The following is a 24513-nucleotide window of genomic DNA, read 5'->3' as shown; positions in this document are numbered from 1 at the left end:
CCGTAACTCAAAGAAAGGTCTGGCCCTCGCCCCGGTAGGTGGGGGCCGTGGCGGTCACCCGGTCGCCCTCGATCAGGTGCAGGGTGTCGAAGCGTTCGCAGAGTTCGCCCGCCTTCGCGTGGCGGAACCACACCCGGTCGCCGACCTTGAGTTCGTCGGCGGCGCGGCCGTGGAGCGGGGTCTGGACCTCGCCGCCGCCCTCGTCGCCGTTGTGGCGCAGGCCTTCGGGCAGGTGGGGGACGGCCGCCCGGCCGGGGCCCGCGCCCGAGGCGGGGTAGCCGCCGCCGAGGACGGTCACGACGCCGGGGCCGGGGCGGCGGACGACCGGGAGGGCGAAGAGGGCCGCGGGGCGGCCGGTGAAGTTGCTGTACCGGTCGAAGAGGGTCGGGTGGTAGAAGCCCGATCCGGCGGCCACCTCGGTGATCGCGAGCTCCCGCGCGGTGGTCTCGATGCTGCCGGTGCCGCCGCCGTTGACGAACTCCAGGTCGGTCACCTCGCGCACCGCCTCGACGACGGCGGCCCGCCGGGCGGCCAGTTCCCGGCGCGAGCGGCGCTGGACGAACCGGACGGCCACCCCGTAGGGGCCGGGGATGCGGTCGCCGAGGCCGGCGATCTGCGCCTCGTAGGCCATCAGGCCGACCAGTCGCAGCGACGGGTTCTTGCCGATGAGCCTCGCCAGGTCGGCGGCCTGTTCCGGGGTGCGGACGGGTGAGCGCAGCGCCCCGGCGCGGAAGCGGCCCACGACGTAACCGGCGTCGATGTCGAGACAGACCCGGATGGGGTGACGGCCGGTCAGCAGGGGGAACTGCTCGGGCGAGTCGACCATGAGGGTGATCTCGCGGCTCAGGCGCTCGTCGGCGGCGAGGGCGGCCACGGCGGCGCGGTCGGTGGTCGGGTAGGCGACCAGGATGTCGCGGAAGCCGCTGGAGGCCAGCCACAGGGCCTCGGGCAGGGTGAACGCCATGATCCCCCGGTAACCGGGCAGGTCGAGGACACGCCGGAGCACCTCGCGAGAGCGGATCGACTTCGACGCGACCCTGATCGGGGTGCCGGCGGCCCGTTCGGTCATCGACCGGGCGTTGGCGGCCATCGCGTCGAGGTCGACGACGGCCAGCGGGGGGTCGAGATGGGACGTGGCCCGGTCGTATCGCTGCCGGTCGCTCATGGGCAGCACTCTAGCCTTTTGTGAGCATGTTTCATATTTGCCCGGCAAAACCTGTCACAAGATCGAGTCATCCGGGCCCGGCGCGCTGATCGCGGCCCTCCGGCCGTGTATCCCTGGGTGACCATGAGCGCGGTAGACGAGATCCGGACGACCAAGGACCGCCGCCGGGCCCGCCGCCGCACGGCCATGCGGGCCCTGCGGCCGGGGCGGACCCCGGCGGGCGCAGGGGTCGCGGGCGCCCTGGTGGTGCTGGGCACGGCGCTGGTGGGCGAGATGGTGTGCGCGTTCGCCGGATGGCCGACGGGCTGGTCGGGGCTGCCCGGCGTGCTCGGCCTGGCCTGGGGCGAGCCGCTGGTCGCGCTGACGGGGTCGCTGATGGTGGTGAGCGGGACCGCGCTGCTGCTGCTGGCGATGATCCCGGGCCGTCCCCGCCTGGTTCCCCTGGAGGTGGGCGACGACGGGCTCGTCCTGGGGCTGACCCGGGCAGGGCTGAAGCGCACGCTGGTCGCCGTGGCGATGACCGTCTCGGGGGTCGACCTGGCCTTCGTGCGGCTGCGCCGGGGGCAGATCGAGGTGATCGTGCTGACCAGGGGGAGCCGGACCGGAGGGCTGCTCAAGGAGGTCGGCGCCGCCGTCGGCGACCGGCTGGAGGGCCTGGGTGTCCACGGCCGTCACGAGGTTGTCGTCCGGCTGCGCCGGAAGAGCTCATGAGGAGTGTCGGAATGCAGGTGCCGGAGAAGATGCGCACCCCCTACGGCGACCGTCTCGGGCTGGCGGCCGTCGGCGTCGTGCTGGTGACCGGCGGGAACTACGTCCTGTTCGCGTCCGACGCGCGGGGCGACTACAAGATCGGGGAACTGGCCGCGTTCACCGCGCACCCGTGGGCCCGGTCGGTCGCCGCCGCGCTGGTCGTGCTGCTGGTGTTCGTCGCCGCCCGCTGGCTGGTGTGCTCGCTCGGGCTGGGCAAGGACGGGGTGCGGCACGGCTACGGCACCGCGACGCTGGCCATGGTGCTCAAGGACCTGCCCGGGGTCGACAAGATCACTGTCCGGGCCGTGGGCGAGGAGAAGCTCCGGATCTCGGTACGCTGCCTCCCCGGCGCCCCCCTCGACGAGGTGGTCTCCCGGATCGACACCGAGGGGGTGTCACGCGTGCGCGGCGCGGCGGGCCGGGACACGCTCTTTCCGGTCCTGGTCACGCTGCACGTTCGCCGCGGGTGACCGCCACCCCACCGCGCACGCCGCCGCCAGGCAGGCGAGCGGCACGACCGGGACGACGTACCGGTGGTCGAAGGCGGCGACCAGTGGGGGCAGCAGCAGGAGGGTGAGCGCGAACCCGAGCGGCAGCAGGGTCGCCGCCCGGAACCGGATGATCATCACCAGGAACGTGCCGACGAAGATCGCCGCGAGCAGGGGGCCGCGCAGGTAGACGTGCTGCTGGTAGGCGCGCGTCCACGACGCGAACGGCTCGGCCACCTGGGTGTCGGCGCGGCTGCCCTGGTATTCGACCATCAGTTGCGGGGCCGACCGCCCGGCCGAGGCGAGCTTGTCGGTGAGCGGTTTCACGTATTCGGGGAACACGTAGGCGCTCTGGGTGCCGGGGGAGGGATAGACCACCCGCTCCCAGCGGAACGCCCACATCGCGTCGCCGAGGCCGGTCATCAGGAAGTCGAGCGGCTGGCTGCGCAGGGCCAGCATCGAGAACTCCGAGGCCATCTCGTCACGCTGCTTGCCGGTCTTCATGATCGGCGACTGGGGATCCCAGATGTAGGCGGGGGCGGCCAGCCGGGGGCCGATGTCGGGGCACAGGACCTTCAGGTCCTCCGGCGGGTTCATCCGGCCGCAGTCGGCGAAGGTCATCGTCCGCGACCACAACCACACGCTGCTGCTGCCCAGGCCGAAACTGCCGTAGGCGGCGTTGTACCAGAAGGCGTATCCGGCCACCGCGACCCCCGCCGCGCCCGCCCCGGCCACCACCCGCCGCCAGCCCGCCCGCGCGACCAGCAGCCACACCGCCGCCACCCCGATCAGCGGCAGGCCGAGTGTGCGGGTCGTCGCCGAGAACGCCAGCAGCAGGAAGGCGGCGATCACCATGACCCAGCTGCGCGGGTTGAGCAGGAGCAGCGTCACCGCCGCCACCACGAGGAACGTGAACAGCAGGTCGGCCATCACGAGGTGTTCGAGCTGGAGCTGGTAGGCGTCCAGCAGCACCGGCGCCGTCGCCAGGGCGGCGGCCCAGGCCGGCAGGAAGGTGCGTTTGCGCAGGACGGCGTACAGGCAGACGGCGATGCCCAGCCCGAGCAGGTGCTGCACCGTGATGAGGGCGACCACCGAGTGGAACGGCGCGAGGAACAGCGAATACCCCGAGGGCCGCGACTCCAGCGGGCGCAGGTCCAGGGCCGAGCTCAGGTAGGAGAACGAGTCGGCCCAGAACCACAACGCGGGACGGTAACCCAGGCTCGCGATGACCCGGATCACAATCCCCGACATCAGCAGGGCGAGGAAGAGCCAGTGCGTCCGGACGAACTTGCCTGCGGAAATGATGTCCACCGCCTTTCCGGTGGACATTTCAGCACTGTCGGGGTTTCGCCGCCAGTCCCAACGGGAACACCCACGACTTTCTCAGCACTCGATGACGTTCACCGCGAGCCCGCCGCGGCTGGTCTCCTTGTACTTGGCGTGCATGTCCCGCCCGGTGTCGCGCATCGTCTTGATGGCCTTGTCGAGCGACACGAAGTGCCTTCCGTCGCCGCGCAGCGCGATCCGGGCCGCCGCGATGGCCTTCACCGACGCGACCGCGTTCCGCTCGATGCACGGGATCTGCACCAGCCCCCCGATCGGGTCGCAGGTCAGCCCCAGGTTGTGCTCGATGCCGATCTCGGCCGCGTTCTCCACCTGTTCCGGCGTGCCGCCCAGCACCTCGGTCAGCCCGGCCGCCGCCATCGAGCAGGCCGACCCGACCTCGCCCTGGCAGCCGACCTCCGCGCCCGAGATGGAGGCGTTCTCCTTGAAGAGCACGCCGACCGCGCCCGCCGTGAGCAGGAACCGCACCACCGCGTCGTCGTCCGCGCCCGGGATGAACCGGGTGTAGTAGGACAACACCGCCGGGACGATGCCGGCCGCGCCGTTGGTCGGCGCGGTCACGATGCGCCCGCCCGCCGCGTTCTCCTCGTTGACGGCCAGCGCGAACAGTGTCACCCAGTCCATCGCCTGGAGCGGGTCGCCGTCGGCCGGTTCGCTCTGGAGGCGGCGCTGGAGCTGGTGGGCCCGGCGCTTCACCTTCAGCCCGCCCGGCAGCACGCCCTCACGCGACGACCCGCGCCGCACGCACTCGTCCATGACCCGCCACAGGTGCAGCAGCTGCGACTTGATCTGCTCCTCGGTACGGCCGAAGGCCCGCTCGTTGGCCATCATCAGCCCCGAGATCGACAGACCCGTCTCGGCGCACTGCGCCAGCAGCTCACCGGCCGTGGTGAACGGATGGGGGAGCGGGGTGTCGTCGGGCTTGATGCGGTCGGCGCCGGTGGCGTTCTCGTCGACGACGAACCCGCCGCCGACCGAGTAGTAGACCTTCTCCCGCAGCACGTCGCCGCTGTCGCCCCACGCCGTGAACCGCATGCCGTTGGGGTGGTGGGGCAACGAGACCTTCCGCTCGAACACCAGGTCGTCGCCGACCGTGAACGGGACCGAACGCTGCCCCATCAGCGACACCGTGCCGGCCGCGCGCATCGCGGCCAGCTTGCCGTCGACCGCGTCGACGTCGACGAGCTCGGGCTTCTCGCCGGACAGACCCAGCAGCACGGCCTTGTCGCTGCCGTGGCCCTTGCCGGTCAGACCGAGGGAGCCGTAGAGGATGACCTGCACCCGCACGGTCTTCTCCAGGAGACCGTCGTGCAGCAGGCCGCGCGCGAACTTGTGCGCGGCCGCCATCGGGCCGCCCGTGTGTGAACTGGACGGCCCGATGCCCACCTTGAACAGGTCGAAGACGCTGATCGCCATGGGCGGACGATCAGCTGTCGCCGGAGATCAGGGCGGTGTACTCCTCGGCGGTGAGCAGGTCGTCGGGGGTGCCGGTGATGCGCACCTGGAACAACCAGCCGTCGCCGTAGGGGTCGCTGTTGACCAGCGAGGGGTCGTCGACGACCGTCGAGTTGACCGCGGTGACCTCGCCGCTCACCGGGGCGTAGATGTCGCTGACCGACTTGGTCGACTCGACCTCGCCCACCGCGTCGCCCAGCTCGATGTTCGACCCGACCTCCGGCGGCTGGACGTACACGACGTCGCCGAGCTGCTCGGACGCGTAGGCGGTGATTCCCACCGTGACGGTCAGACCGTCATCGAGCCCGGCCACCCACTCGTGCTCCTTGGTGTAGCTGAGCTCGTCGGGAATGCTGCTCACTTCTTCCTCCTGTAGAAAGGCAGGTCAACGACGTCGACCGGTTCGTGGGAGCCGCGGATGTCCACGGCGGCGGGGGTGGCGGTCACATAGGCCATCGCGATCGGACGGCCGATCGACGGCGACGGGGCCCCGCTGGTGACCTCGCCGACCACGGCGCCGTCGGCGTCGACGACGGCGAAGCCGTGGCGGGGCACGCGGCGGCCCTTCATCACCAGGCCGACCAGGCGCTTCGCCGGTTCGGCCCCGTCGAGCGCGGCACGGCCGACGAAGTCGCCCTGCTTGTCGAAGCGCACGACTCTGCCCAGACCGGCGTCCATGGGCGTGGTGGCCGAGGTGAGCTCGTTGCCGTACAGCGGCATGCCGGCCTCGAGCCGCAGGGTGTCGCGGGCGCTCAGCCCGGCGGGCACCAGGCCCTCGGCGGCCCCGGCCTCCATGAGCGCGCCCCACAGTTCCACCGCGTCGTCGGCCGCGACGAACAGCTCGAAGCCGTCTTCGCCGGTGTAGCCGGTGCGGGCGATCAGGGCGTCGACGCCCGCGACCGTGCCCGGGAGGCCGGTGTAGTACTTGAGGTTGGCCAGGTCGGCGTCGGTGAGCTTGGCGACGATCTCCTGGGAGCGCGGGCCCTGGACGGCCAGCAGCGCGTAGGCGTCGGAGCGGTCGTCGACCACGGCGTCGAAGGCCTTCGCGCGGTCGGTGAGCTCCCGGGCGACCCGAAGGTAGTTGGAGGCGTTGGCGCAGACCATGAACTCCTCCGGCGCGAGCCGGTAGACGATCAGGTCGTCGACGATGCCGCCGTCGGCCTCGCACATCATCGTGTAGCGGGCCCGGCCCGGCTCCAGGGCGCCCAGGTTGCCGACCAGCGCGTAGTCGAGGGCGTCGGCCGCGCCCGCCCCGGTCACGTGGATCTCGCCCATGTGGGACAGGTCGAACAGCCCCGCGGCGGTGCGGACGGCGGTGTGCTCGGCCGACTCACTTCCGTAGCGCAGCGGCATCAGCCAACCGGCGAAGTCGGTCAGGGTCGCGCCGAGGCTCTTGTGCACCTCGTGCAGCGGGGTCGGTCGGGACATGAAGCGCACCTCGAATAAGGTCGGATGTCAGCATCCTCCCCCTCTGTCATGGGTGCCTGAGAGCTTCGCCCGAGTTTTGCCGGACTTTCACCTTCGGCGAGGCCACCGGCCTGCTTTCCAGAGGACACCTCGCCCGCACGGTCCTTTGCCTTGAGAGGTTCGCGGGGAGGGCTTGCTCCTTCAGGGTCCCTGGCCGGCTGCCAGGGCGCTCTCCCGCGCGGGATCAATGGTGTGCGGTCAGCCTATCTGCCCCGTATGGCCGGACGAAACCCGGCGCGGGTGACGAAGGACCCGAACACCGGCGCCTCCTCGTCGGCCTCCGGATGCCACTGCACCGCCCACACGGTGTCGTCGAGCCTGACGGCCTCGATCGTGCCGTCGTCGGCGCGGGCGATCGGTTCCAGGCCCGGCGCCAGGCGGTCGACGGCCTGGTGGTGGTAGTGGGCGGGCGTGATCTCCGCGGTGCCGTAGAGCCGTCGCAGCGGCTCTCCCAGACGTACCGGGACCCGGCCGTAGACCCCCGGCGCGGGGGAGTGGCGGTCGGTGCCGCACACGTCGGGCAGGTGCTGGACCAGCGTGCCGCCCAGCGCCACGTTGAGCACCTGGAGGCCCCGGCAGATGCCCAGCAGCGGAATCCGGGCCTGGAGCGCGGCCTTGACGAGGGAGAACTCCGCGTCGTCGCGGAAGTCCCTGACGTGTCCCGTCTTCGGGTGCCGCACGCCGCCGTAACGGCCGGGGTCGATGTCGCCGCCCCCGGCCAGGATCAGGCCGTCGAGACGGTCGACGAGCTCGCCCGGGTCGCCGGCGGGCGGCAGGATCACCGGCTGCCCGCCGGCCCGTTCGACGTGCCTGACGTAGTCCCACGGCAGCAGGGCCGCGGGGGTGTCCCAGACCGTGAAACGCGCGGGTTCGGCGTAACACGTGATACCGATCACGGGCCTCACAGGGGCGTCACGTACGCCCCGGAGATGCCGCCGTCGACGAGGAACTCGGCGGCGGTGACGAACGACGCGTCGTCGGAGGCCAGGAACGCCACGGCGGCGGCGATCTCCTCGGCCCGCGCGAACCGGCCGAGCGGCACGTGCACCAGGCGGCGCTGCGCCCGCTCGGGGTCCTTGGCGAACAACTCGCGCAGCAGCGGCGTGTCGACCGGGCCGGGGCACAACGCGTTGACCCGGATGCCCTCGCGCGCGAACTGCACACCCAGCTCCCGGGTCATCGCCAGCACCCCGCCCTTGGACGCGGTGTAGGAGATCTGCGAGGTCGCCGACCCCATGACCGCCACGAACGAGGCGGTGTTGATGATCGACCCCTTGCCCTGCCTCTGCATGTAGGGGATCGCGTGCTTGCAGCACAGGTAGACGCTGGTCAGGTTGACCTCCTGCACGCGCCGCCAGGCGTCCATGCCGGTGGTCAGGATCGAGTCGTCGTCGGCGGGGGAGATCCCGGCGTTGTTGAACGCGATGTCGACGCTGCCGAACTCGTCGAACGCCGTGGCGAACATCCGGACCACGTCGTCTTCCTGCGACACGTCGGCCCTGACGAACAGGCCGCCGACCTCCTCGGCGGCGCTGCGGCCCGCCTCCTCGTCGAGGTCGGCGAGGACGAGTTTGGCGCCCTCTTCGGCGAACCGGCGCGCGGTCGCCAGCCCGATTCCCCCGGCGGCGCCGGTGATGACGGCGACCCGGTCCTGCAAGCGTTGCATGTGGTTCCTAATCCGTTGCGATGAAGACGTTCTTGGTCTCGGTGAAGGCGGCCAGCGCGTCGGGGCCGAGTTCACGGCCCAGGCCCGACTGCTTGAAGCCGCCGAAGGGCGTCCAGTAGCGCACCGACGAGTGGGAGTTGACGCTGAGGTTCCCCGCCTCGACGGCGCGCGCGACCCGGAACGCCCGGCCGACGTCGCGGGTCCAGATGGAGCCCGACAGGCCGTAGGGCGTGTCGTTGGCCCTGGCGACGGCGTCGTGCTCGTCGTCGAACGGGACCACCGACACGACCGGGCCGAAGACCTCGTCGCGGTAGGCCGGGTCGTCGTCGCCGGTGAGGATCGTCGGCGGGAACCAGTAGCCGGGGCCTTCGGGGCAACTGCCCTGGAAGTAGGGGTCCGACACGTAGGAGCGCACCCGGGCGAGGTGTTCGGCGCTGACCAGCGGGCCCATCTGGGTGTCCTCAGCCGTGGGGTCGCCCGTCCTGATCGCCTTCACGGCCTCGGTGAGCCGGGCGAGGAACTCGTCGTGGACGGAACGCTCCACCAGGATGCGCGATCGGGCGCAGCAGTCCTGGCCGCTGTTGTCGAAGACGGCCATCGGGGCCGACGCGGCGGCCTTCTCCAGGTCGGAATCGGCGAACACGATGTTGGCGGACTTGCCGCCCAGCTCCAGCGTCACCCGTTTGACCTGCCGCGCCGCCCGCTCGGCGATCAGCTTGCCGACCTCGGTCGAGCCGGTGAACACGATCTTGGCGACGTCGGGGTGCTCGACCAGGCGGGCGCCCGCGACCTCTCCCGCCCCGGGCACGACCTGGAGCACCCCCTCGGGGAGACCGGCCGCGAGAGCCAGCTCGGCCAGCCGCGACGCGGTCAGCGGGGTCCACTCGGCGGGCTTCACGACGACGGTGTTGCCCGCCGCGAGCGCCGGGGCGGCGCCCCACATCATGATCACCATGGGGAAGTTCCACGGCACGATGACCCCGACCACGCCCAGCGGCTCCTGGAAGGTGAGGTCGACGCCGCCCGGCACCGGGATCTGCTTGCCGTGGTTGCGCTCGGGCGCCCCGGCGTAGAAGTTCAGCACGTCACGGACGTTGCCGGCCTCCCAGCGGGCGTTGCCCACGGTGTGCCCGGCGTTGGCGATCTCCAGCCGCGCGAGCTCCTCGGCGTGCTCCTCGACCAGCGTGGCGAAGGCGCGCAGCAGGCGGGCCCGCTCGCCGGGCGCGACCTCTTTCCAGGTCCGGTACGCCCTTCGCGCCCGCTCGACCACTCGGTCTACTTCGGCGGGGTCGGCCAGCTCCACGTCGGCCAGGACCTGCTCCGTGGCCGGATTGATGATCTTCACAGCCGTTCGAACCCCCGATAGAGCTCCCAGTCGGTGACCGCCGCGTCGAAGGCGGCCAGCTCGACCCGGGCGTTGTTCGCGTAGTGGTCGACGACCTCGTCGCCGAAGGCGTCCCTGGCGAGCGTAGAGCCCTCGAACACCGCCAACGCGTCACGCAGCGTCGAGGGGACCGTGTCGGCGCCCGAGGCGTACGCGTTGCCGGTGAAGGCCTCCTCCAGCGGGAGTTCGTCGTCGATGCCCGCCAGGCCCGCCGCGATGAGGGCCGAGACGGCCAGGTAGGGGTTGACGTCGCCGCCGGGCACCCGGTTCTCGATGCGGAGCGAGCCGCCGTGGCCGACCAGGCGCAGCGAGCAGGTCCGGTTGTCCACGCCCCACTTGACGGCCGTGGGGGCGAAGGAGCCGGCCACGAAGCGCTTGTAGGAGTTGATGTTGGGGGCGTACAGGAGGGTGAACTCGCGCATCGCCCTGAGCTGGCCGGCGATGAAGTGCTCGCCGGTCTTCGACAGGCCGTGGGGGCCGTCGCCGGCCATCACCGGCGTGCCGTCGGCGTCTCTCAGCGAGATGTGGACGTGGCAGGAGTTGCCCTCGCGCTGGTTCGGCTTGGCCATGAACGTGAGGGACATGCCCTCCTCGGCCGCGATCTCCTTGGCCCCGTTCTTGTAGACGGAGTGGTTGTCGCAGGTGGTGAGGGCGTCGGCGTACTTGAAAGCGATCTCATGTTGACCAAGGTTGCATTCGCCCTTGGCCGACTCCACGTACAGGCCGGCGCCCTCCATGCTGAGACGGATGCGGCGCAGCAGCGGTTCCACCCGGGCCGTGCCGAGCAGGGAGTAGTCGACGTTGTAGAGGTTGCCGGGGACGAGGTCGCGGTAGCCGGACCGCCAGGCGTCCTCATAGCTGGTGCGGTAGACGCAGAACTCCAGTTCGGTGCCGACGAAGGCGGTCCAGCCGCGTTCGGCCAGCCGGGCGGTCTGCCGCTTCAGGATCTGCCGCGGGCTCGGGACGACGTCGGAGCCGTCCTCCCAGACCAGGTCGGCCAGCAGCAGGGCGGTGCCCTCCTGCCACGGGACCCGTCTCAGCGTGGCCAGGTCGGGCTTCATGACGAAGTCGCCGTAGCCGTGCTCCCACGACGACATCGCGTATCCGCCGACCGTGTTCATCTCCACGTCGACGGCCAGCAGGTAGTTGCAGCCCTCGGCGGCGTGGTGGAGGACCTCGTCGAGGAAGTGCCGCGCCGACAGGCGTTTGCCCTGGAGCCGGCCCTGCATGTCCGTCACGGCGAGCAGGACGGTGTCGATCCGGCCCGCCTGCACCTCTGCCCGTAGTTCGTCGACCGTCAGCACACCGCGCCTCACCTTCTACGGTATGAAAAAATACCAATGGGAAGCCCAACTGGGGAGGGTGGGGTGAAAGAAACACAACTCGGATCTCTGTTGCGTCCGGTCCGGGCCGGGAACGCGTTCGAGGAGACCGTCGAACGCCTGCTCCAGGCCATCAAGCTGGGGGTCGTCCCCCATGGGGAGCGGCTGCCGTCGGAGCGTGATCTCGCCGTCCACCTGGGCATCAGCCGCGTCACCCTGCGCGAGGCCATCCGGTCGCTGCAGGAGGCCGGCTACCTCGACGTGCGGCGCGGACGCTACGGCGGCGCGTTCGTCCTCTACCTGCCGCCCGACCCGTCGGACGGCGACCTCGCCGAGGCGGTCAACCAGATGGGCGCGGGCGACCTGGCCGACGCGCTGACCTTCCGGATGGCCGTCGAGTGCGGCGCCGCGCAGATCCTGGCCACCACGAGCCTCGACCCGTCCCAGCGGGCCGTGCTGCTGCGCCGCCTGTCGGAGGTGAACGACGCCGCCCCCGCCGACTACCGCCGGCTCGACACCGCCTTCCACCTGTCGATCGCCGAGCTGACCGGCTCGCCGCTGCTCGCCGCGGCGTGCGCCGACGCGCGGCTGCGGGTCACCGACCTGCTCAACGCCATTCCGGTGCTCGGGCCGAACATCGCCCACGCGGCCGTGCAGCACCAGGCGATCGTGTCGGCGATCCTGGCGGGCGACCCCGACGGCGCCTCGCGGGCGGTGGCCGAGCACCTCGAAGGGACGGCCGCGCTGCTGCGCGGGTTCCTGGCCTGAGGAGATCACCTGGGTAGAGTCGGCCCGGGGGGCGTGCCGATGGGTGAGGTTTTCCAGCGGGCCGTGGTCGACACCCACCGGCTGCCGCTGTTCTGCTTCTTCGTGGCGTTGATCGTGACGTTCGTCTTCACGCGCATCAACGTGCGGCTGATCCGGGCCCAGGCCCGGTGGTGGTTCAAGAACGTCAGCGTGGGCGAGACGCACGTCCACCACGTCGTGTTCGGCGTGATCCTGATGATGGCCAGCGGCGTGACCGCGCTGCTGCTCGGCCCGGCCGCCGAGGGCTGGATCGCCGTCACGGCGGCGCTGTTCGGGATCGGGTCGGGGCTCGTCCTCGACGAGTTCGCGCTGCTCCTGCACCTGCGCGACGTCTACTGGGCCGAGGCGGGCCGCACCTCGGTCGACGCCGTCTTCGTCGCCATCGCCGTGACGGGCCTGCTGCTCCTGGGGGCCCGGCCGCTGGGGTGGGACGACGTCACCGGCGACTTCTGGCTCGCCGTCCTGGTCCTGGTCGTCAACCTCGTGTTCGCCGTCGTCACCCTGCTCAAGGGGAAGATCTGGTCGGGCCTGCTCGGGGTGTTCGTGCCGGTCTTCGGGTACGTCGGCGCGGTTCGCCTCGCCCGTCCCGGATCGCCGTGGGCCCGCTGGTTCTACGGGGGCCGGCCGGGCAAACTCGCCAAGGCGCTGCACCGGGAGGAGCGCTGGCGGCGTCCGGTCATCAAGGCGAAGATCGCCGTGCAGGAGTTCGTGTCGGGGCGGCACATGGGTTAGCCGGGCCCTTGACCGGGCAGTCCGCAACACCATGGGACTCTACGCGAAACTCCGTGAGATGAAGGCCAGAGCCAAGCAGGAGATCGGGCGGCGCACCGGCGACCGCCGGATGGTGGCCGCGGGCCGCACCGAGCAGGCCGAGGCGAAACTGCTCCGCACCCAGGACCGCATCCGGGCCGTCGCCAACGAGATCCGCCGCAGGTACCGGTGATACTTGGGCGGGTGACCTTCCTGGGCGTCTTTCCCGACCGCATCCTGGCCGCCATCCGCCCCGCGCGCCTCGACCTGGCCCTCATCGGAGGGCCGGCGCTCCGCCTGCACGGCATGCGCGCGGCGCACCCCGACGCCGGCACGGGCGAACTGCGGCTGGCCACCACCGTCAAGCTCGTCGAACCGGCCTGGCACGCGACCGAGTCGCTGCACCGGGCCGGTTTCGACGTCGCGGTCGAGGAGATCTCGGCGCGCGCGACCCGGCTGACCGCGCACGACCCCGTGACCGAGCAGACCTGCGCGGTCGACCTGCTCCGCGAGGACCTGGCCGAGCCCGTCGAGGAGATCGACGGCACCCCGGTGGTCTCGCTGCTCGACGCCACCGGGCTGGCCATGCGCGACCTGCACGAACGAGGCACCGCCGAAGACGTGGTGAACGTGGCCTCGGTGCGGGCGCTCTACTCGTACCGGGAACTCGAGACGATGGGCCGCGCCCACCTCGACGACTTCGCGGCCGAGGAACTCGCCGACCGCCTCGACGCGGCCGAGATGATGCCGCTGCCCCGCGAGATCCGCGCCTGGGCGCTGGCCTGGGCCGAGGACATCCGCCTGCGCCGCCCCGAGGAGGGCGACACCGACTGGTGAGTGGCAAGGTGCACTGTCCGTAATTAGCCGCAGATAGGGACATAGCCGGATTTCTATGGTCGGAGCCGATCACCTTCCCAAGGAGTTGGCTCTTCATGGACTTCCCCGGCGAACTGCACGGACGCCTGGTGCTCCCGCACGACCCCGACTGGCACACCGCCCGGATGGCCTGGCAACTCGCCGTCGACCAGCAGCCCGCGGCCGTCGTCTTCGCCGCCTCGGCCCAGGACGTCTCCGCGACCGTCCTGGCCGCCCGCCGGGCGGGCCTGCGCGTGGCCCCCCAGGGCACCGGCCACAACGCGGCCCCGCTGGGCGAGCTGAACCGCACCATCCTGCTGCGCACCGACCTCCTCGGCGAGATCGCCATCGACCCGCTGACCAGGATCGCCCGCGTCGGAGCCGGGGTGCGCTGGCTCCAGCTCACCGACGCCGCCGCCAAATACGGCCTGATGGCCCTGGCCGGAAGCGCCGCGGACGTCGGCGTCGTCGGCTACACCCTCGGCGGCGGGGTGTCGTGGTTCGCCCGCTCCCACGGCCTGGCGTCCAACCAGGTGGTGGCCGCCGACGTGGTCCTGGCCGACGGCACCCTCGTCAGGGCCGACGCCGACACCCACCCCGACCTGTTCTGGGCCCTGCGCGGCGGCGGCGTCGCCGGTGTCGTGACGGCCCTGGAGTTCCGCCTCTTCCCGATGACCGAGACCCAGGCGGGCCTGCTCGCCTGGCCGATCGAGCAGGCCCCGACGGTCCTCTCGGCCTGGCGCCGCTGGGTCGACGACGTGCCCGACCAGGTCACCTCGCTCGGCCGCATGCTCCGCCTCCCACCCCTCCCCGACCTGCCCGAACCGCTGCGGGGCCGCTCCCTGGTGGCGATCGAGGCGGTCTGCGACCTGCCCGCGCCGCAGGCCGACGCCCTGCTCGCCCCGCTGCGGGCCCTCGCCCCCGAACTCGACACCTGCGGCACGACCGCCGTCGCCGACCTGCACCTCCTGCACATGGACCCGCCCTACCCGGTGCCCGCCGCCGGCGACGGGATGTTGTTGTCGGGCCTGCCGTCCGGGGCCCTGGCCGCGTTCCTCGGCATGACCGGCGCCGGCCGCGACCTGCCCCTGCTGTCGGTCGAACTGCGCCACCTCGGGGGAGCGCTGCGACCGGGCATCGTCCGAGGCGGCGCCGTCGACGGCCTCGACGCCGAGTTCGCGCTGTTCGCGGCGGGGATCACGCCCGACGCGGCGAGCGTGGTGGCTGTACATGCGGTTCTGGACGAACTCCGGACAGCGATGTCGCCTTGGGAGGCGGCGACGGGGTACCGCAACTTCGCGGAACGGTCACGGGGACGGTTCGACGCGCCGGAGGTGGCGGCACGGCTGCGAGCGGTCAAGACCGCCTACGATTCCGACGACCTGATCCACGCCAACCACCCCATCTCCTAGGTTCAGCTCGGGCGGGACCGGAAATCGGCCCAGGCGTCGACGGCCTCTTCGAGGTCGAGGGCCGCGACCGCCTCGCGGGACATCCCGACGGTGTGGATCAGCCGGTCGGCCAGCCACCGGGGCACCGGCTCGCGGGGCGGTTCCGGGGTCACCACGAAGTCGGCCAGCGCACCCAGTTGCTCGATGACCCCGCGCAGCCGCGTCACCTCGGGACGTTCGTCACCGGCGTCCCGGACCCGCGCGACCGCTTCGGCGTAGATCTCACCGTTGGCACGTTCGCCCACGGCCCAGATCTCGCAGATCTCGACGGTCTTGTCGTCGGTGACGCGATAGACGATGCGCCAGGTGTTCCGGCCGGCCACCAGCTTGCGGTAGCCGGTCAGTTCCCCACCTGGCGGATATCCGGCCTCGGGGTTCTCGGCGAGCAGAAGGATCTTCTTGAGGATCTTCGGCGCCACGTCGGGGCCGATGCGCCGCAGGTCGTCGATCGCGGCGTCGATGAAGACGACCTCGGCCACGCCTAGTCTTCCTCCGGCAGGGCGGCCAGCGACTCGCGCGTGTGACCGAAGGCGGCGATCACCTCGTCGAGCGGGGTCCGGTTCCCGCCGTCGGTGACGTGGCGGGCCAGCACCAGCGCGAGATCGTGGAGATCCGCGGCGGCGGCCTCCAGTTCGGCCAGCCGCCGCACCCCGACGACGACGGCCACCGGCTCATGGCGGCGTGTCACCACGAGATCGGTGCCCTGCTCGGCATCGGCGACGAGCCGGGCCACTCCGCGCTGCGCGGCCTCGGTGACGGTCAGCTCCGTTGGGTCATGCAGGATGGTCATACGAAAACTATACAGAAACCTGTGCAGATTTCTGAGGTCGTTTTGCCGATTTTGTAATAGTTGGAGATCATGTCGGCGAAAAGAGCCTGCAGGGGGCGTCGTCCCCGCTGATCACGGAGCTTCTGCGTGACTGAATCGATCGACGAGCGTCCTCGGTTTGGCCTTTGGGGCCGCTTGCGGGCGAGGTGCGCGCGAGTGGACAAAGTCGGCCTCGCCAATATCGGCACGGCTGCCGCCGGGCTGAGCGCCGTGGTGGCCGTCTTCGTTCAGGCGTATTTCTCTGTCATGAGCCACGAGTTGGGCGAACGGCAGCTGGAGTTGACCAGGAAGCAGTTGGAGCAGACAGATCATCTCCAACAGCGGCAGTGGTGGGGTGAGGAATCCCGAAATCTGTTGGCCTTCGCCGGCCGCGTCAGCTACGGCCTCTTCGCGGAGGACGGTGTCATCCGGCTGAAGGTGAAGAATGAGAACACTTCGCCGGTGCGGGTGTACACGCTAATGAAGGTGGGAGCGAAGGCGGTGAAAAACTGGAGGTTTGACATCGCCTCTTGTGAGGAGACCTCTTTCGACTCTCCAGAGGGGATCGGAGAATACCTGGTCATCGTCGGTCGCAATGGACAATATCTGAGTGCGGGGGCGGATTCTCGGGTGGTCTCGTACGATGAGATATTCGCGCGATTCGGAGAGCGGAACGAATCGGGTGCGGTCGTTGTGAAATATGATCCAGTGCCGAACCGCGCAGTCTCCAAAGTCGAACCTTGTACGTAGGCCGTGATATCGGCTGGTCGCCGAAACGTTGCTGTCACTGCTCAGTTCAGTGAACGGAGAGCCAGGCCCAGGCCCAGGACGACGACGATCAGGGCGGTGGCGATCGGCGCCAGCCGGGTGGCCGTCGTGGCGAGGCGGCCGAGGTTGAGCAGGGCTTCCGCGCGGTCGGCGAGCCTGACCAGGAGGAGGCCGGTGGCCGTGAGCGTGGCGGCCATGCCGGCGCCGTAGGCGAGGACCAGCGCCACGCCGAACCAGGTCCGGCCAAGGGCGACCGCGCCCAGGAGGACGACCAGCGCCGACGGGCTGGGGACCAGGCCGCCGGCGATGCCCATGCCGATCAGGCCCGCTCGGGAGGGCTTGGCGGATGAGGTTTCCACCTGGTCGAAGACCGCGACCGCATGTCCCGAAATTTCGTTATTCGGTGTGGTGGCATCGATGTGGGCATGGCCGGAGAGCCTGCGGACTTCCTGGTCGTGAAGGTGGTGATGCCCGTCCTCATGGGCGTGCCCATGCCCATGCCCGTGGCCGTGCCCATGGCCGTGTCCGTGATTTGGGGAGTCGCCTCTTATGGCGGTCTGGAGAAGGCGGAGGCCGATCGCCGTGACCAGGGCTCCGCTGGCCACGCCCAGCCACGTCAGCAGCCGGTCCCCCGACAACGACGACACCGCCGTCAACGTCAGCCCCACGACCAGCACACCCGCCGTGTGGGTGGCCGTCACCGTGAAGCCCACCGCCAGCGCGTCCCGGGGCCGTCCCCGGCGGCCGGCCAGGTAGGCGGCCATGATGGTCTTCCCGTGGCCGGGGATCAGCGCGTGCCCCGCCCCCAGGATCAGGGCCAGCGCCACGCCCAGCAGGCCGACCCCCACGGTCAGGTCGTCGGTCCCGACCAGGTCGGTGAAGGTCCGGTCCAGGGTGTCGAGCCAGTCGCCGATCGGGCCGGGGGCGGTGACGCCCGCCGGGACGGGGAGGACGCCGGACGGGTTCACCGTCACGCTCACCGTCCGCTGGTCGAGGGGGGAGGACAGCAGGTCGTCGGGGTAGGTGCGGAGTTCGTCGCTGACGCTCGTGGCGGGGACCTCGGGCGGCGTGACCCGCACCTCCCGGGAGGAGACGGTGATCTCGCGCCAGCCGATCCGGTCGGCGTCGTGGGCGTCGGTGAAGGTGATGGTCCCGGCCGGGGGCGCATCGGCGCGCAGTTCGCACACGAGGCGGGTGGTCTTCAGGCCGCCCTGGCCGTCGGGGTGGGTCAGGTCGCTCTCCACCACGCGCCACGCCGCCCGGCGGCCGTCCACCTCCAGGGTCTGGGCGGCGGCGACCCCCTCGCAGGTCGGGCGGTCTCCTTGCAGGGTCGGGAGTTCGGCCACGTCGACGACGGCGGTGTTCTCCACGTGGGAGGCGTACAGGCGCAGGCCGTTGTAGTGGTTCACGGTGAAGTTGCCCAGCGGGTGGGCCAGGGCCGCCGGGGCCAGGGCCACGAAGGCCGCCAGGCCGGCGAGGACGGCGGGCACGATCTTCATGATGACCTCTGGAGGGCGGGGAGCGCGGGGGTGAACCGCGGGTTGTAGTCGCGGACCAGCGACGCCGAGCGGGTCTTCAGGCCCAGTGCCTTCTCGATCTCGGCGCGGTGGTGCATGACCAGGGCGTTGCGCCAGCCGGTCGCCGTGGCCTCCTTGGCGTGGGGGAGCGCCTCGGCGGAGCGGCCCGCGCGGTGCAGGGCCCAGGCCAGGGCGTCGGCGGCGACGACGTTCGGGTTACGGGCGTATTCGGCCTTCGCGTACGTCACGGCGGCGGCCGGGGAGCCGTGGTCGGCTTCGAACTCCGCCCAGGTGAGGTCGTCGCGCACCCCGTTGAGGCGCATCAGTTCGCGCTGGGCGGTCAGCGTCGTCCAACCCGGGGCGCGGCCGAGCGCCTTCAGCACCTCGCCCTGCTCGACCAACGTCTGGGTGAGGGGCAGGCGGGCGGTGACGGCGGCGTACAGGGAGGCGGCCTGCTCCAGGTCGCCCGACAGGGCGGTGACCCGGGCCAGGCCCGCGTGGGCGGGGTCGAACGACGGGTCGGCGGTCAGCGCCTTCGCGTAGTGCGTGCGGGCCTCGGCGTAGCGGCCCTGGCGGAGCGCGAGTTCGCCCAGGTAGTGCTCGCAGAAGGCGACGTCGGCGGGCTGGTAGGCGTCGCGCCGGGCGTGTTCGAGCATCTTGCGCGCGGTCGTCGTGTCGCCGCGCAGTTCGGCGTCGTAGGAGGCGCGGGTGAACGACGACACCCCGGGCGCCAGGCCCATCATGTCGTCGATCGCCTCGGTGGCCTCGGCGTAGCGGCCGAGTTGGTGGTAGGAGTCGGCCAGCACCCCGTAGGCCGGAGCGCCGTAGGGGTTGGCCGCGATGGCCTGCTTCGCGGTCGCGGCGGCCTGGGTGAACTCGTGGCGGCCGGCTTCCAGGGCGGCCCGGCCGGTCAGGCCCGCCGGGTTGCCCGGACGGACCCGCAACGACCTGGCCACGGCCTGTTCGGCCTTGCCGTACCAGCTCGGGTCGCCGGTCAGCCGGGCCCTGTCGACGTAGACCGAGCCCAGCGTGGCCCAGCCGACGTAGTCGCCGGGCAGCCGGCGCAGCCGTTCCTGCAACGGGTCCGACGCGACCCCGGTCACGTCGGCGGAGGGACGCGGGAGGAGCATGGCGGCGGCCGTGATGGCGACGATCCCGGCCAGCGCCACGCCGCCGCGCTTGAGGAAACGCATGGCGAGGACTCCAGAGGAAGAGGAAGGGGCGCCGCCGCGGAGAGGGCGCGGCGGCGGCCGGGCGGGATCAGGAGCCGGAGAAGGCCCGGTTCACGGCCACGTTGCTCGGGCCGGGGATGTACGGGAACGTCGACAGCGCGGGCTGGTCGTTGGCGTCGACCTTGTCGCCGGCCGCCAGCGCGGGCACCAGCCTGCCGGTCTGTGCCGCGCCGGCCATGGCCTGGAGCGCGATGTCGACCACGTCGTCGCCGAGCCGCCGACCGTTCGGGAAACCCTGGAGGTCGCCGCCGAGCACGCCGAGACGGTTCGGGTTCGCCGTCACCGGCACGGCCATGTTCAGCCGCAGCATCTCGGCCGGACGCAGCTTCCCGGCGTCCTTGTTGAGCGTCTGCGAGTTGAGGTCGGCCTTGATCGGGCCGTTGCCCTTGGCGATGCCGGTCAGGAAGATCTCGACCAGGTCGTTCCGCGGGGTCGCGGGCGCCTTCAGGCCGTAGATCGCCTCCAGCAGTTTCGGCAGCTCGGGGTCGGTGACCCGCTTGACGACCTCGGGGATCGAGGCGTCCTTGTCGGGGCTGATCGAGTTGAAGGCGTCCTTGAGGCCCGCCGGCACGACGACCTCGTTGACCAGCGGCTGGCCGAGGCGCGACACCTGCACGTAGCCCTTCGGCGACCACTTGTCGGTGGTGGCCCAGATCCCGACGACCGGGTTGCGCGACACGTCGCCGCGCAGGGCGATCTCCTTCTTGGGCACCTGCAGCGCGAGCGTGTGCACGTTGTAGCCGCGGGTGGTGTCCTGGCCGACCTCCGACAGGTCGCCGCCGTAGAGCAGGTCGAAGACGCGCAGGTCGAGGAAGAACGCCTCGTCCGACTGGCCGGCGAACTGCCTGCCGCCGCCCTTGACGCGGTCGACGGCCTGGGCCCGGAGCGCGGCGTAGTCGGGCATCGAGGCGCGGCCCGTGTTGCTGGGGGCCACCGTCCCGGTGCCGATGACCGTCGCCCCGCGGTGGGTGATCTTCCTGAGCGTGTACGTCTGCCGGAACAGCAGGTTGGGGTCGTTCAGCGACGTGACCGGGCCGTTGTTGAAGAGGAACGTGGAGTTCCCGCGCTTGTCGACGTTCTTGAACGTCCACTGGTAGACGACGTCGGGCCGGGCGTCGCCGTTGTTGTCGATCTTGATGTTGTAGCGCGAGTTCACGTCGAAGAAGTAGAAGTTCGGCCCGCCGTTCGGCTCCTCGAACGGGATCCAGTTGGCCAGCAGCGTGACCGTGTCCTGTTTGTCGGGGCTGGTGAAGGCGTACACGTCGGTGTTGTCGTTGCGCGGGTCGCCCGCGATCAGCGGGGCCTCGCGGTGGGAGGAGGCGCTGGGGGCCTCCGGCCGGAGGATGACGAACGACGCGGCGGCGAGGGCGCCCGCCACCCCCACGGCGACCAGCGATCGCGGGGTGATCCGGAGCTCCATGACGATGAGGTCCTCTCGGGACGATGGGACGGTTCGGGAGGGTCCGGCCGGAGTCCTCGCCCGCCTATTCGCCCCATCGCCACGATCGGATTGGTGCCGGTTTCGAAAAGACCTACGCGCAGGTGTACGACGTCACCGTCGCGGTGTTCCCGTTGGGCCGCGACACCTGGAACCCGAACGACGTGCTCGCGCCGGAGCCGAGGGCGCCGTTGTAGCCCATGCTGGTCGCGGTGACCGTCTGGCCCGAGACGCTGACGTTGGCGTTCCACGAGCCCGACAGGGTGTGCCCGGCGGGCAGCGTGAAGGTGACCGTCCACGAGGTCCGCGCCGTGGTCCCGTTGGTCACGGTCACCGGCTGGACGACGTAGCCGTTGCCCCACTGGCTCTGCACGGTCCCGGTCGCGGTGCAGCCGCCGGACGTGCCGCCGGTGGTGGTGAACGTGACCGACGACGAGTTGGCCGACAGGTTCCCGGCCCCGTCGCGGGCCCGGACATAAACCGTGTAAGCGGTCGAGGGCGTCAGCCCGGTCAGGGCCAGCGAGTTGGTCGTGGAGGTGCCGAGCTGGGTGCCGTTGGAGCGGTAGACGTTGTACCCGGCCAGGCCCGAGCCGCCCGAGTCGGTGGAGGCCGTCCACGAGAGCGAGGCGCCGGTCGAGGTGATCGACGACGCCGTCGGGGTGCCCGGCGTGGTGGGCGGGGTGGTGTCGACCGGCGGGGTGCCGCCGCCGCACATCGTGCACTCCTCGGCCGTGGACGCGATGCCGTTCGCGCCGTTGAACAGCCGGGTGCCCCACGAGGTCAGCTGGTTGGGGTTGAAGTTGGTGACCTGGTCGAGGTACTCGACGCCGCCGCCGTTGCCGGACCACGACCAGCCCAGGTAGCCGATCCCGCGGGCCTCGGCCTCGGCCATGATCGTGTCCTCGTCGGGGTTGCCGTCCGAGTGGTTGAACCCGAACTCGCCGATGACCAGCGGCAATCCGGCGGTCTGGAAGGCGTTCAGGTAGGAGGTGATCTCGGCGGCGGTGTCGAAGACGCCGTACATGTGCACTGAGAAGACCGTGTTGCGCTGGGGGTCGGCGGCGGCGACGGTCGCGGCGTTGTCGCGCATCGTGAACGACCAGTCCTGGCCCCAGTTGGGGGCGTCCACCATGAGCAGGTGCTGGAAGCCGGCGGTGCGCATGCGCTGGACGGCGGCCGAGGTGGCCTGGGTCCAGCCCGGCGTCACCGCGTTGTTGCCGATCGGCTCGTTGCCGATGTTGATGATGACGTTGTTCTCCTCGCCGGTCAGCACGCTCTGGAGGGAGATCCAGTAGTCGACCGCCGCGTCGAGGCTGACCGAGCCGCTCTGCTCGCCGAAGCCGGTCGTGTCGTGGTTCTCCAGGATGCAGATCAGCTTGCTGGCCTTGCACAGGGAGATGACGTTGGCGACGTCGGAGGGGCCGTTGGCGGGCCAGCGCCCGCCGCTGAGCACAACGCGGACCGCGTTGGCGCCCTTGGCCTTGATGTTGGCGATCGAGCTCGTCTGGGTCGTGTACCAGGTGTGCGCGTGGCTGGTGCCCCGGATGACGAAGACGCTGCCGTTGGCCTCCACGATGTTGCGGCCGCTGACCCGCAGACCCACGGCGGCCTGGGCGGGGGAGGCGGCGACCAGAAGCGACGCGATGAGGGTGAGGACGGCCGCGCATGCCAGCGCGCATTGTCGTCTCATTTCGTGGACCTTTCCATGAACCGGTTAAGGAGCGTGCACCCCAGAGTCGGGGGAGGCGTGCGCGGTGTACAGGAATCCACCTCCGGGAGGAGCCGAAGTCCGAGGTGGCCGAACAGGATGGGATGAAAGCTTCAATTCCCGTCAAGGCGTGTTGACACTTTCTTTGCTGTCAACCTAGATTGACGTCGTCAACTTTCATTGACGTCCCAAGGGGGCAAACCGTGACGTCGTCCTGGCAGATGCTCGGAGATCTCGTCAAACCACACCGGCGCACGCTCGTGTTCGCCGGACTGCTCACGCTCGCCGGTTCGGCCGGGGGACTGGTGATGCCGCTGTTCGTCCGTGCGGTGATCGACCGGTTCGGGGCCGGGGAGAGCGTGCTCGGGCCTGTGTTACTGCTCTCGGTCGTGGTGCTCCTCGGCGCGTCGATCTCGGCGCTCGGGCAGTTCGTGCTGGAGCGGATGGGCGAGGGCATCGTGTTGTCCGCGCGGGTGCGGCTCGTCGACCGGGTGCTCCGGCTGCGGGTGCCCGAGGTCGACCGGCTCAAGCCCGGTGACCTGCTGGCGCGCGTCACCTCCGACACGACGCTGCTGCGTACCGTCACCACCGACGGACTGGTCGGCGCGGTCGGCTCCGCCGTGCTGTTCACCGGGGCGGCCGTGCTGATGGGTGTCATGGACTGGGTGCTGCTGGTGGTCACCCTCGGGGTGGTGGCGGGGGTCGGCGGGCTCGGGTCGCTGCTGCTCCCGCGCATCCGCGCGGCCTCCCTCCGCGCCCAGGAGGCGCTGGGCGACATGGGCTCGGCGCTCGACCGGGCTCTCCAGGCGTTCCGTACGGTCAAGGCCTCCGGCGCCGAGGCCCGCGAGATCGCCGTCATCGAGGCCGCCGCCAGGAAGGCCCGCGACCGGGGCGTGCGCTCCTCGGCCTACCAGTCGATCGCCGGCACCACCGCCTGGTTGTCGGTCCAGCTCGCCTTCCTGGTGGTGCTCGCGGTCGGCGGCGCCCGGGTGGCGAGCGGCGCGATGACCATCGCCACCCTGATCGCGTTCCTGCTCTACCTGTTCTTCCTGGTGGCGCCGCTCGGCCAGATGGTGCAGGCGGCCACCCAGCTGCAGAACGGCCTGGCCGCGCTGACGCGGATCAGGGAGATCGACGACCTGCCGGTCGAACCGGCCGCGACCCAGGGCCAGACCACCGGCGTGCCGGTCGGGGTGGTCTTCGAGGACGTCGTCTTCCGCTACGGCGACGACCGCCCGATCGTGCACCACGGCGTCAGCTTCGAGGCCCCCGCCGGCCGCCTGTCGGCCCTGGTCGGCCCGTCGGGCGCGGGCAAGTCGACCGTGTTCGGCCTGGTCGAGCGGTTCTACGAGCCGGATTCGGGGCGCATCGCCGTCGGCGGGACCGACCTCGCCGACTGGCACCTGCCCGACCTGCGGGCCGCCGTCGGCTACGTCGAGCAGGACGCCCCGGTGCTCGACGGCACCCTCCGGGAGAACCTCACCTTCGCCGCCCCCGGCGTGACCGAGGAGGAGATCCGGCGCGCGCTGGCCCGCACGCGGCTCGACGACCTGGTCGAGCGGCTGCCAGAAGGGCTGGAGACCCAGGTCGGCCACCGCGGCGTCCTGTTGTCGGGGGGCGAACGGCAGCGCGTCGCCATCGCCCGCGCGCTGCTCCGCCGCCCGAGGCTGCTCCTCCTCGACGAGGCCACCTCGCAGCTCGACGCCGTCAACGAGCTGCGGCTGCGCGAGGTCATCGCCGAGGTGGCCCGCGAGACGACCGTCCTGGTCATCGCCCACCGCCTGTCGACGGTCACCGGCGCCGACCGGATCATCGTCATGGAGGCCGGTCGCGTCAGGGCCAGCGGCACCCACGACGAGCTGATCGCCCAAGACGACCTCTACCGCGAACTGGCGGCCACCCAGTTCCTGGTCAACTCCTAGCCGGAGCTTTTCCCCGCGGGGGAGATGACCGGAGCGGATCGGGGGCACCCCGCAATGAGCGGAGCCTCTCCTTCGCCACAGAGCCGGACCCGGGTCAAACGCGTACGTGCGGTCGCGTCCGGGAGGGGTGCCCCGGGACGCCGGGGTGCCCCTCCGACTCTCGCCGCCGTATCCTGCGGGAGACGACGTGAATAGTCTCATTCAGGAGAGTGCCCC

At 71.0% G+C, this 24513-nt stretch carries 24 protein-coding genes and 2 riboswitches; of the genes, 9 read left to right on the top strand and 15 right to left on the bottom strand.

Annotation, left to right across the window (positions count from 1 at the left end; all coding sequences use genetic code 11):
- Nucleotides 1–7 precede the first annotated feature (7 nt).
- Nucleotides 8–1165 carry an alanine racemase gene (locus GT755_RS20605; RefSeq protein WP_161481313.1) on the bottom strand — a complete coding sequence of 386 codons (1158 nt, stop codon included), beginning with the start codon at nucleotides 1163–1165 and terminating at the stop codon, nucleotides 8–10.
- A gap of 123 nt (nucleotides 1166–1288) precedes the next feature.
- Here GT755_RS20605 and GT755_RS20600 point away from each other — a divergent pair, with 123 nt between their 5' ends.
- Nucleotides 1289–1876 (top strand): DUF6286 domain-containing protein, encoded by a 588-nt coding sequence (locus GT755_RS20600; RefSeq protein ID WP_161481312.1) that lies wholly within the window; start codon nucleotides 1289–1291, stop codon nucleotides 1874–1876.
- Entirely contained in the window at nucleotides 1873–2385 is a 513-nt protein-coding gene (locus GT755_RS20595) for a hypothetical protein (RefSeq protein ID WP_161481311.1), read from the top strand. The genes GT755_RS20600 and GT755_RS20595 overlap by 4 nt, the downstream gene beginning before the upstream one ends.
- Here the strand turns inward: GT755_RS20595 and GT755_RS38650 are convergent.
- The 8 genes from GT755_RS38650 to GT755_RS20560 form a co-directional block, all read right to left on the bottom strand.
- Entirely contained in the window at nucleotides 2311–3732 is a 1422-nt protein-coding gene (locus GT755_RS38650) for a hypothetical protein (RefSeq protein WP_202610321.1), read from the bottom strand. The two genes, GT755_RS20595 and GT755_RS38650, sit on opposite strands and share 75 nt — an antisense overlap.
- Nucleotides 3733–3786: 54 nt before the next feature.
- Nucleotides 3787–5163, bottom strand: a complete 1377-nt coding sequence (locus tag GT755_RS20590; protein WP_161481310.1) for an L-serine ammonia-lyase — start codon at nucleotides 5161–5163, stop codon at nucleotides 3787–3789.
- Between the two features lie 10 nt (nucleotides 5164–5173).
- Nucleotides 5174–5563, bottom strand: a complete 390-nt coding sequence (gcvH, locus tag GT755_RS20585) for a glycine cleavage system protein GcvH (RefSeq protein ID WP_161481309.1) — start codon at nucleotides 5561–5563, stop codon at nucleotides 5174–5176.
- A complete protein-coding gene (gene gcvT / locus GT755_RS20580) occupies nucleotides 5560–6630 on the bottom strand; it encodes a glycine cleavage system aminomethyltransferase GcvT (RefSeq protein WP_161481308.1) in 1071 nt (356 codons plus the stop codon). The genes gcvH and gcvT overlap by 4 nt, the downstream gene beginning before the upstream one ends.
- A 33-nt stretch (nucleotides 6631–6663) precedes the next feature.
- Nucleotides 6664–6758, bottom strand: a riboswitch (glycine riboswitch).
- Nucleotides 6759–6856: riboswitch (glycine riboswitch) on the bottom strand. It lies immediately after the preceding riboswitch.
- Nucleotides 6857–6872: 16 nt separating this feature from the next.
- Entirely contained in the window at nucleotides 6873–7565 is a 693-nt protein-coding gene (locus GT755_RS20575; protein ID WP_161481307.1) for a gamma-glutamyl-gamma-aminobutyrate hydrolase family protein, read from the bottom strand.
- A 5-nt stretch (nucleotides 7566–7570) separates the two neighbouring features.
- A complete protein-coding gene (locus tag GT755_RS20570; protein WP_161481306.1) occupies nucleotides 7571–8335 on the bottom strand; it encodes a 3-oxoacyl-ACP reductase in 765 nt (254 codons plus the stop codon).
- A 7-nt stretch (nucleotides 8336–8342) separates the two neighbouring features.
- A complete protein-coding gene (locus GT755_RS20565) occupies nucleotides 8343–9680 on the bottom strand; it encodes an aldehyde dehydrogenase family protein (protein WP_161481305.1) in 1338 nt (445 codons plus the stop codon).
- Nucleotides 9677–11020: a glutamine synthetase family protein gene (locus tag GT755_RS20560; protein ID WP_202610370.1), complete on the bottom strand. Its 1344-nt coding sequence runs from the start codon at nucleotides 11018–11020 to the stop codon at nucleotides 9677–9679. The genes GT755_RS20565 and GT755_RS20560 overlap by 4 nt, the downstream gene beginning before the upstream one ends.
- Before the next feature lie 39 nt (nucleotides 11021–11059).
- Between GT755_RS20560 and GT755_RS20555 the strand changes: the two genes are divergently transcribed.
- The 5 genes from GT755_RS20555 (at nucleotide 11060) to GT755_RS20540 (ending at nucleotide 14865) form a co-directional block, all read left to right on the top strand.
- Complete coding sequence (locus GT755_RS20555) at nucleotides 11060–11809, top strand: FadR/GntR family transcriptional regulator (RefSeq protein WP_161481303.1); 750 nt, start codon at nucleotides 11060–11062, stop codon at nucleotides 11807–11809.
- 39 nt (nucleotides 11810–11848) lie between these two features.
- Nucleotides 11849–12580, top strand: coding sequence for a hypothetical protein (locus tag GT755_RS20550; RefSeq protein WP_161481302.1), 732 nt, complete (start codon nucleotides 11849–11851; stop codon nucleotides 12578–12580).
- Between the two features lie 58 nt (nucleotides 12581–12638).
- Nucleotides 12639–12791, top strand: coding sequence for a CsbD family protein (locus GT755_RS38645; protein ID WP_202610320.1), 153 nt, complete (start codon nucleotides 12639–12641; stop codon nucleotides 12789–12791).
- A gap of 11 nt (nucleotides 12792–12802) precedes the next feature.
- Nucleotides 12803–13435: a hypothetical protein gene (locus GT755_RS20545; RefSeq protein WP_161481301.1), complete on the top strand. Its 633-nt coding sequence runs from the start codon at nucleotides 12803–12805 to the stop codon at nucleotides 13433–13435.
- Nucleotides 13436–13530: 95 nt separating this feature from the next.
- Entirely contained in the window at nucleotides 13531–14865 is a 1335-nt protein-coding gene (locus tag GT755_RS20540; protein ID WP_161481300.1) for an FAD-binding oxidoreductase, read from the top strand.
- A 2-nt stretch (nucleotides 14866–14867) separates the two neighbouring features.
- Here GT755_RS20540 and GT755_RS20535 read toward each other — a convergent pair whose 3' ends face one another.
- Nucleotides 14868–15383 carry a type II toxin-antitoxin system RelE family toxin gene (locus GT755_RS20535; RefSeq protein ID WP_161481299.1) on the bottom strand — a complete coding sequence of 172 codons (516 nt, stop codon included), beginning with the start codon at nucleotides 15381–15383 and terminating at the stop codon, nucleotides 14868–14870.
- Nucleotides 15384–15385: 2 nt separating this feature from the next.
- Nucleotides 15386–15694 carry a type II toxin-antitoxin system prevent-host-death family antitoxin gene (locus tag GT755_RS20530; RefSeq protein WP_161481298.1) on the bottom strand — a complete coding sequence of 103 codons (309 nt, stop codon included), beginning with the start codon at nucleotides 15692–15694 and terminating at the stop codon, nucleotides 15386–15388.
- Nucleotides 15695–15889: 195 nt separating this feature from the next.
- On the opposite strand from GT755_RS20530, the gene GT755_RS20525 reads away from it, so the two are divergent.
- Entirely contained in the window at nucleotides 15890–16462 is a 573-nt protein-coding gene (locus tag GT755_RS20525) for a hypothetical protein (protein WP_161481297.1), read from the top strand.
- A 41-nt stretch (nucleotides 16463–16503) separates the two neighbouring features.
- Here the strand turns inward: GT755_RS20525 and GT755_RS20520 are convergent, their stop codons facing one another.
- The 4 genes from GT755_RS20520 to GT755_RS20505 all read right to left on the bottom strand — a co-directional run bounded on the left by GT755_RS20520 (nucleotide 16504) and on the right by GT755_RS20505 (nucleotide 22357).
- Nucleotides 16504–17979 (bottom strand): nickel/cobalt transporter, encoded by a 1476-nt coding sequence (locus GT755_RS20520; RefSeq protein WP_161481296.1) that lies wholly within the window; start codon nucleotides 17977–17979, stop codon nucleotides 16504–16506.
- Nucleotides 17976–19190, bottom strand: coding sequence for a tetratricopeptide repeat protein (locus GT755_RS20515; protein WP_161481295.1), 1215 nt, complete (start codon nucleotides 19188–19190; stop codon nucleotides 17976–17978). Before GT755_RS20515 ends, GT755_RS20520 begins: the two co-directional genes overlap by 4 nt.
- Before the next feature lie 67 nt (nucleotides 19191–19257).
- On the bottom strand, nucleotides 19258–20649 hold the full coding sequence (locus GT755_RS20510; RefSeq protein WP_161481294.1) for a DUF4331 domain-containing protein: 1392 nt from the start codon (nucleotides 20647–20649) through the stop codon (nucleotides 19258–19260).
- Nucleotides 20650–20761: 112 nt separating this feature from the next.
- Nucleotides 20762–22357 carry a cellulase family glycosylhydrolase gene (locus GT755_RS20505; RefSeq protein ID WP_161481293.1) on the bottom strand — a complete coding sequence of 532 codons (1596 nt, stop codon included), beginning with the start codon at nucleotides 22355–22357 and terminating at the stop codon, nucleotides 20762–20764.
- A gap of 221 nt (nucleotides 22358–22578) precedes the next feature.
- On the opposite strand from GT755_RS20505, the gene GT755_RS20500 reads away from it, so the two are divergent.
- Nucleotides 22579–24297: an ABC transporter ATP-binding protein gene (locus GT755_RS20500; RefSeq protein ID WP_328794436.1), complete on the top strand. Its 1719-nt coding sequence runs from the start codon at nucleotides 22579–22581 to the stop codon at nucleotides 24295–24297.
- Nucleotides 24298–24513 lie beyond the last annotated feature (216 nt).

Source organism: Herbidospora solisilvae (assembly GCF_009901565.1).
Lineage (GTDB): Bacteria > Actinomycetota > Actinomycetes > Streptosporangiales > Streptosporangiaceae > Herbidospora > Herbidospora solisilvae.
This window is presented reverse-complemented; position numbering and strand designations above follow the sequence as displayed.